Below are 6859 nucleotides of genomic sequence, written 5' to 3' on the forward strand. Positions count from 1 at the left end.
GTGGAATGGTTGCCAGCAGAGCGCAGACTTTATCGCTATCTTCCAAGTTGCTTGTCAAGCTCGTTCTATCCCCATATTAGAAATCACATTGCCAAAATTACAACAGGTTCGCTCTCGACTCCAGGCATATTCACAACAATGGGAAAAATTGGCAATTGGAGCAACTTTAGAGGTTAAATTTATGACATCCGATCGATTCAATTGATGTTCGATTGATGAATTCAAGTAAATCCTAAGAAACCTAAGTAGCGAAACCCGATCGAGAAGCCTTTGTCTCCGTCAAGATGCTATTCCAATGGATGCAAATGGTTATAAAGTGAGTGGAAAAACAGAGACTCGTTCGCGTAGCGTTCGCCTTGCGAAATCGACTTGAGAGTTGCCGCTTATGGAACCCATTTCAAAAAACATCGATCGCCATGTTGTTCCGTAATTTCTGCACCCAATCGCGCGTAAAAGCTCAGTCCGCGAGTATTTCTAGCATCAGCAGTCCAAGCAATGTGGGTACAGTCATTTGCTTGGGCAATTTGAGCTAATCGAGCCATTAACGCGGCTCCCACACCCTGACTTCTCATCCCATCGTCCACATACAGATCGTCAAGCCAAATGCTGGGCTGACCTGCAAATGATGAGTACCTAAATCCATACAGTGCAAAGCCGACCTCTTGCCCAGACAACTCAGCAAACACAACATAAGCAAAGGGAATCGTGCCGAACAGTGTTTTGCGGATCTTGTCTTCGGATACTTGCAGCACACCAGAGAATGCACCAATATGGCAATCGAATTCTAACTTCTTCTGAATGAACGAGAAAATCAGCGATCCATCGTCGGGAGTGGCAGGGCGAACTTTCATGGGAATAATGCTGAATGAGAAATTGGGCTAAATCGGGTGGAAATGGTTGCTTATGTACGAGCTGTCCGCTCGCTAGATACTCTAGTTCTGCGGGGGTCGAAAGCCGTCCCAGTAAATTGTTGCGATGGGGCTGATGACCAAATTCAAATCCTGTAGTCTGCATATCATGCCTCTCTTCTTTGGGCTAAGTTTGAGTTAGTAGGTCTTCACGTCTAAGATTTTTTCAGTGGCGGGTTGGCGATCCTACCAACTGACGACCAGAGGTAATCCAGGTCGAAAATCTACCCGATTTCCTTGTACTTCTCGATCGAACCCAAGCTCCACGCAATATTCCGCTCCTACTCGCAGCCCGATCCGATCGGTATCGATTGCTGCTTGCAATGCTGGTGACGGAAGATCTGCCGCAGGACTGACCAACTCTACACGAGTTATTTCCTGCCAACCGATCGGGTGTTCTAAAGGCTGTGCCCGCTCGGCAGAAAACCGATCTGGACGTTGACCGAATGGAGTCTGGAAGAGCCACGGCTCGGTTAGCACGCTGCTATTCGTACCAACCGCAATATTCAGTGGTGCAGGCAAATAGGGCGGACGATATGCCCAACTAGGAAATGCGATGCTGTCACGATCGGGTGTCGTCGAACGCAAACAGAACCCAAACGGACACGCCCCACTCTGCCGATTTGCCCACCGCTCCCACAGATGAGTCGGACGAATTAGCTCCGATCTTGCCTCCTCTGGATCGCAAACCCACAGAACTTCCAGCATGGCGTTACGGAAAAAGAAACGACGATTGGTCGTGCCTTGCCCAGGATGGGAGTTTGAGGTTCCCTCCACTAAACCGAGCGATACGAGACGATCGGCTTCTGGAGCACCAATATCGGTAAAGATGAATAGATGGTCGAATTCAAATTTCATGGTTTTAAAGTCAATCGAGATTGGCGGTATGGATGAAAGACGACTCGATCGCGGGAATTCGAGCTGTGAATAGGGGTGAAATCGATCGGATACTATTACATTCTGTTCGAGAACTGAGAATACCGATGCCATCATCGAAATGGCTGTGGTCGATCGAGCCAGTGGCGGGCTTCATCGTCAGAGCCAAATTCGACAAAGCGATTGCTAACCGGATCGTAGCCTTGCCAGTAGACATTGCCATTGCGATCTCGCTTTTTCCAAAACATGGGTTCCGGAGGTGGCTCGAAGGCTTTGACGATCGCCTGACGAAGTTTGCCAAACCAAGATTTATGCTGGGATCGATCGGCTGTTGGCTGTTCGATCGAATGAGTTTCCCCATCGATCTCGCTGCTAGTTTGAGAATTCATGATATTTGTGACCTGTGGGTACTTAGACAAGGGTGTGCGGGAGGCTAGAACTTAGCTTGAACCAGCCGCCCATAGCATTCGAGATAAAATTCTGGCGAATTGGCGATCGAGCGCACCGCTTCGTGCTGGGCTACTGCTGCGTGCCACTCCTGAAGTCGATCCAATCCAGATGGCCACCCAAAGCCTCGGAAATGCTCCAACACGGCTATTTGCTCGAACCAAGGATGAAAAGTCAGATCGACTAGACTCAGCCCCGTCCCCAGCCAGTAAGGCGTACTAGCGGGATTTTTATGCAAACCCTCATGCTCCATGAACAGTAAATCCTCGGTCAGTTCTGTCAATAACGCCCTTGGGTGTGGATCGCGACCGTATAACAGTTTTCCGGTAGTTGCAAACAAGCGGGTATCGGCAAAATTAATCCAAATCCGCGCCCGCGATCGCTGCATCGGCTCGGTGGGTAATAGTGGCGGATCGGGAAATGTTTCCTCTAGATATTCATTGACGATCGCCGATTCCCAGACGCGGTTATCGCCATGTTTGAGGACGGGTACTTTGCCATAAGGCGAAATTTCCAGAAAGTTAGTGGGTTTATTTTGAAGGTCGATTTCAATCGACTCAAAGGGAATACCTTTTGCTTGTAAAGTTAACCGCACTCGGTGGGCAAAAGGACACAGAATTGCACTATAAAGTTGAATTTGAGACATCATAAAATTCCTCGATCGTTTGGATAAAAGTTACTCAGAGGCAAGGGCAATTATTGCCCTTACCTCTAGCAATTAGATTGCCCAAACTCTTTTGGAGGGCGATATTTCATGCGGCTGTCGGGGGTTTCGCCGCCGCTGCTCGTGCTGCTGCAACCAGAGATTCTGGTGACATAAATGCGAGATATCGATCGACAATTTCTGGTGGTAGCAACTCGATAAGTAATCGATTTTCCACCCAGAATTCAATGACATCAAAGTAATCTTCACCGCGCCGACAGTATGCCGTCCGCCAGCCTTCACGCTCGGCGATCGCTTGAATTCGATCGGTACTGACTGGCACAGAAATAGCAGTATGATTCGCTGAGTACATCGATGCGGCTGGATTTGGTAGCAATTGAGATGCTTCATCAGCCGCCTCACCAGGGACTAAGGCGGTTCCAAATGGATGAACTTCAACCATCGTGCCTTGGGGATCGAAAGCTAGTGCGACATAGCTGCCAGAATGACCGGGAAAAGGGATAGATTGTCCTTGCAATAGTTCTGCAAGTACTTGGCTAACATGCAGGGGATTGTATGCGGCGACTGAAATGTGGTGAATCATAAAATTAACTCCATTAAATTTTGGCGATCGGTTATGCAGTCATTTCTGGTTGCGGAATTAAGCCAAGCTGTTGCATCATTGCCAGATCGTCTCGGACGACCCGATGCTCGGCTACTTTGCCATCCCGTACCCGCAGAATATGAATCTGTCGTTGGCAAATCGACTTACCAGTAGGCGGCATATCCAGAAAACCTGGAAACACACCTTGATGGGTGCCAGTGAGGGTACAGCGCATTACGACCTTATCTCCTTCGGCAATGAGATCTTCGATCGCGTGATGATGGTCAGGGAATGCTTGAGTGATGGTGTGAATGAATTGCTTCATCGATTCGGGATCTCGCGATGCCACTGGGGTAGGATCGTGGTTGAGAAACTCTGGATGGACTAATTCATCGATCGCATCGACATTGCGCTGATTGAAAACTTCTTCGTAAAAACGACGGACGATTGCTTTATTTTCGGTAGTAGACATCTGAAAATTCTCCTTAGTAAATTTATTAAACTGGAGCGAAATCGATCGGTTGACCTAGAATTCGATCGATCGATTCTGGTTGCATGGCTTGCAGATATTGGGGTGTAAATTCTGGTGAGAAAAACTCAAGCAAATAGCGATTCTCAACCCAAAACTCGACTGCACTGAAGGGGTTGCCATTGCCCTGTTTGCGCGTGAGGACGCGCCAGCCCTCTCGTTTGCCAATCTGTTCGATCTGCTGATGGCTAATTGGGACAGAGATGGCGGCATGAGCGGAGACAAAATCGGTAGGTGCAGCTTGGTTTACCTTTGCTGCTTCGATATCGGCACCTGGAATCCAGACATCACCCGATTTAAACACCACAATATGAGTACCATAGTTGTCAAAAGGCATCACGAGATAACTACCAGGAATGAGAAATTTGTATACTTTTCCCTTCCAGATTTCTGCAAGCACGCCCGCCACCCGCAACGGATCGCGAGCATCAATTGACAGATGATGAATCATGAGATTAACTCCATTAAACAAGTTGTAATTTGCGATCGACAGCGATTAAAATTACCGCTAATGATGCAAGGTCTGCACTTCGACAGGCTCAGTGACCTCCTACGCGGACTGAAATATTAAAGTTTCGATTTCTGCCTATGTCATGCGATCGAAACAGAGTGTTCTGGGCTAGGGTCGCGATCGCCAATCTGTGAAATAATTCATTGACAGACGATCGCTTATCTATTGGCTATTGTCAGAGATTTAATCGTTGGCGTAGCCTCTAGAGCCAGAGAATCGACTCAATTATTGTCGTGCATTGAGATTAACTTGATAATTGACACTATTGGCATTAAATTGCGCGCTCCGAACGAGTACGATATATTTTCCGGCCTCTAGATTATTGCGGGTAAATGAGTGAGAAAAAGAACCCGAACTTTTAGCAATTACTTGACCCGATGCGCGCAGTAATAACAAATCGGTTCTGCCCGCGCTATTACCAGTTATGCGGAGGTTAGCGCGACCAGTGAGGGTAACTTGTCGGAAATCTTGAAGATCGTCGGTAGCGGTCACATCGCCTTTAATCGTCCGCACTCCTGGGCTATTCAAAATGCCTTCGTCATCTGCATCTCGGACGCTATTATCGAAATCGGTGGTTGCCAAGACTGGAGCAGCCAATCCAGTGCAAGTTAATAAGCTGAGTAGTGTGAGGTTGAGACAAGATTTGAAGAATTTCATGACGATCGTTCCTGTTGTAATTGTGGGCTAGATAAGGAGGAAGGTGTTAACCTGCTCCATGTCTTTTAGAATACGCTCCCACAAATGGTTTGACAGCCTGAAAAGATCTGTAAAAACCTGCTGTTGACGATCGGAAAAGATCGGATCTTCGATCGTAGTTGTTAGAAGATAAGCATCGATCCTCGCTTCCAGAAACCTTTTTGGCGCAGTTTCGCGACGTACTTGGCATAAGTGGTGAGAATAGGTGCTTCGATACTTATGAAGTAGGATTAAAGATAGGAATCGCGACCCACGCTTTGCACTATGGGACTGGAGCATTGGGCGGTTTGCGCGGTTATGTAGATGAAACAAACCCCAGTCAAGCCATTTTGTTTCGGCTCGATCGGCATTGTCAACGGCTCAGTAATAGTGCGAGATATCTGCATTACGATCTGCCTGCGGATAAAATTCAAGCCATTACGATCGAGTTTGTCAAACAAAACAAGCCGACTAAACCATTCTACCTTCGACCCTTTATCTACTCATCGGGATTGGGGATTGCGCCGCGTCTCCATGATATTGTGCAGGATTTCTTCATCTACGGAATGTCGCTGGGCGAAACTTTTGCCAAACCAAATGGTATCAGTTGTCGGATTAGTTCTTGGCAACGGCAATCAGATCTGAGCTTGCCATTGCGGGGCAAAATTAGTGGTGCTTATATCACTTCCGCGCTGGCAAAGACAGAAGCCTATGCTGCTGGGTTTGATGAAGCCATCTTGTTAAACTCCCAAGGTAAGGTGGCGGAGGCAACGGGGATGAATATTTTTATGGTGCGTCAGGGCAAACTGTTTACTCCTGGTACCGACCAAGACATTTTAGAGGGGATTACCCGCGATAGCATTATGGTAATGGCAGGGAAATTAGGGATTGAAGTAGTAGAACGACCGATCGATAAGTCGGAGCTATTTATTGCTGATGAAATTTTCCTATGTGGGACAGCAGCCAAGATTGCACCAGTGAGCCGGATCGAAAATTATTTGGTACCCCAAGTTGCTGACTCGATTACCTCCAAACTTCAGCAGGAGTTGGTGGCAATTACGCAAGGTCAGCATCCCGATTATCAAGATTGGTTAAATCCTGTCGATCTTCAATAATTGTGCGGATGCTGTTAGCTCTAGACCGATAACTAAGTATTAAGATCGATCGACTCTAACTCTCGGTATAAGTTCAAAATATCTCTAACGACTATCACCATTTCGCCGATATCATCTACCGAACAGCCATAAACTCGAAATACAAAATGGCGGTATTTATCGAAACGGATGCCCACTTCATGAGGAATTGCTAAACTTAATTGCCCGCAAACTGGAATTCGTAATGCCCTATCGGCGATTTGAGCGTTAACTTGAATTAGCCAAGGAAGTGGCACCAGCGTACAGTCGGAACCTGTATCCACAATAGCTTGACCCACTACTGATGGGCTGTCAAATTTCCCTGGCTGGATGAGTTCTAGCGGCACGATCGGAATAGCTGGAATATCTGTACCTAGAGAGATATAACGATAAGTCCCCATGCTGTTCTAGCTCAAGTTAGGAGCCGAACGTACTAAAAGTTTGGGTTCTACTGCCGATACCTGTCTAAATGTTATTTAGCGACCAGATAAAAGCTTGGCAGTGGAGACGTGAGGGTGTTTGGGATCTTTGAC

At 47.2% G+C, this 6859-nt stretch carries 11 protein-coding genes and 1 pseudogene; 2 read left to right on the plus strand and 10 right to left on the minus strand.

Going from position 1 to position 6859, the window contains the following annotated elements; all coding sequences use genetic code 11:
* A partial coding sequence (locus C7B77_RS30215) for a hypothetical protein (RefSeq protein WP_181243941.1) occupies positions 1 to 205 on the plus strand: 205 nt, incomplete at its 5' end.
* Between the two features lie 178 nt (positions 206 to 383).
* Here the strand turns inward: C7B77_RS30215 and C7B77_RS20420 are convergent.
* The 9 genes and pseudogenes from C7B77_RS20420 to C7B77_RS20460 all read right to left on the minus strand — a co-directional run bounded on the left by C7B77_RS20420 (position 384) and on the right by C7B77_RS20460 (position 5175).
* Positions 384 to 851, minus strand: coding sequence for a GNAT family N-acetyltransferase (locus tag C7B77_RS20420; protein ID WP_106309093.1), 468 nt, complete (start codon positions 849 to 851; stop codon positions 384 to 386).
* Between the two features lie 76 nt (positions 852 to 927).
* Positions 928 to 1014, minus strand: a pseudogene (locus C7B77_RS31500) (hypothetical protein); the annotation flags it as partial.
* An 80-nt stretch (positions 1015 to 1094) separates the two neighbouring features.
* The gene (locus C7B77_RS20430; protein ID WP_106309117.1) at positions 1095 to 1766 is read right to left on the minus strand and encodes a VOC family protein; all 672 of its coding nucleotides are present in this window, start codon (positions 1764 to 1766) and stop codon (positions 1095 to 1097) included.
* A gap of 131 nt (positions 1767 to 1897) precedes the next feature.
* Entirely contained in the window at positions 1898 to 2173 is a 276-nt protein-coding gene (locus tag C7B77_RS20435; protein ID WP_106309096.1) for a phage integrase Arm DNA-binding domain-containing protein, read from the minus strand.
* A 44-nt stretch (positions 2174 to 2217) separates the two neighbouring features.
* On the minus strand, positions 2218 to 2880 hold the full coding sequence (locus C7B77_RS20440; RefSeq protein WP_245894287.1) for a glutathione S-transferase family protein: 663 nt from the start codon (positions 2878 to 2880) through the stop codon (positions 2218 to 2220).
* Between the two features lie 103 nt (positions 2881 to 2983).
* Entirely contained in the window at positions 2984 to 3478 is a 495-nt protein-coding gene (locus C7B77_RS20445) for a hypothetical protein (protein ID WP_106309102.1), read from the minus strand.
* A gap of 31 nt (positions 3479 to 3509) precedes the next feature.
* Positions 3510 to 3950 carry an ester cyclase gene (locus C7B77_RS20450; RefSeq protein WP_106309105.1) on the minus strand — a complete coding sequence of 147 codons (441 nt, stop codon included), beginning with the start codon at positions 3948 to 3950 and terminating at the stop codon, positions 3510 to 3512.
* A 25-nt stretch (positions 3951 to 3975) separates the two neighbouring features.
* Positions 3976 to 4458 carry a hypothetical protein gene (locus C7B77_RS20455; RefSeq protein ID WP_106309108.1) on the minus strand — a complete coding sequence of 161 codons (483 nt, stop codon included), beginning with the start codon at positions 4456 to 4458 and terminating at the stop codon, positions 3976 to 3978.
* Positions 4459 to 4743: 285 nt separating this feature from the next.
* Entirely contained in the window at positions 4744 to 5175 is a 432-nt protein-coding gene (locus tag C7B77_RS20460; RefSeq protein ID WP_106309111.1) for a hypothetical protein, read from the minus strand.
* 227 nt (positions 5176 to 5402) lie between these two features.
* Here C7B77_RS20460 and C7B77_RS20465 point away from each other — a divergent pair, with 227 nt between their 5' ends.
* On the plus strand, positions 5403 to 6308 hold the full coding sequence (locus tag C7B77_RS20465; RefSeq protein ID WP_106309120.1) for a branched-chain amino acid transaminase: 906 nt from the start codon (positions 5403 to 5405) through the stop codon (positions 6306 to 6308).
* Between the two features lie 32 nt (positions 6309 to 6340).
* On the opposite strand, the gene C7B77_RS20470 is transcribed toward C7B77_RS20465, so the two are convergent.
* On the minus strand, positions 6341 to 6727 hold the full coding sequence (locus C7B77_RS20470) for a hypothetical protein (RefSeq protein ID WP_106309114.1): 387 nt from the start codon (positions 6725 to 6727) through the stop codon (positions 6341 to 6343).
* Positions 6728 to 6859 lie beyond the last annotated feature (132 nt).

The organism is Chamaesiphon polymorphus CCALA 037, assembly GCF_003003845.1.
GTDB lineage: Bacteria > Cyanobacteriota > Cyanobacteriia > Cyanobacteriales > Chamaesiphonaceae > Chamaesiphon > Chamaesiphon polymorphus.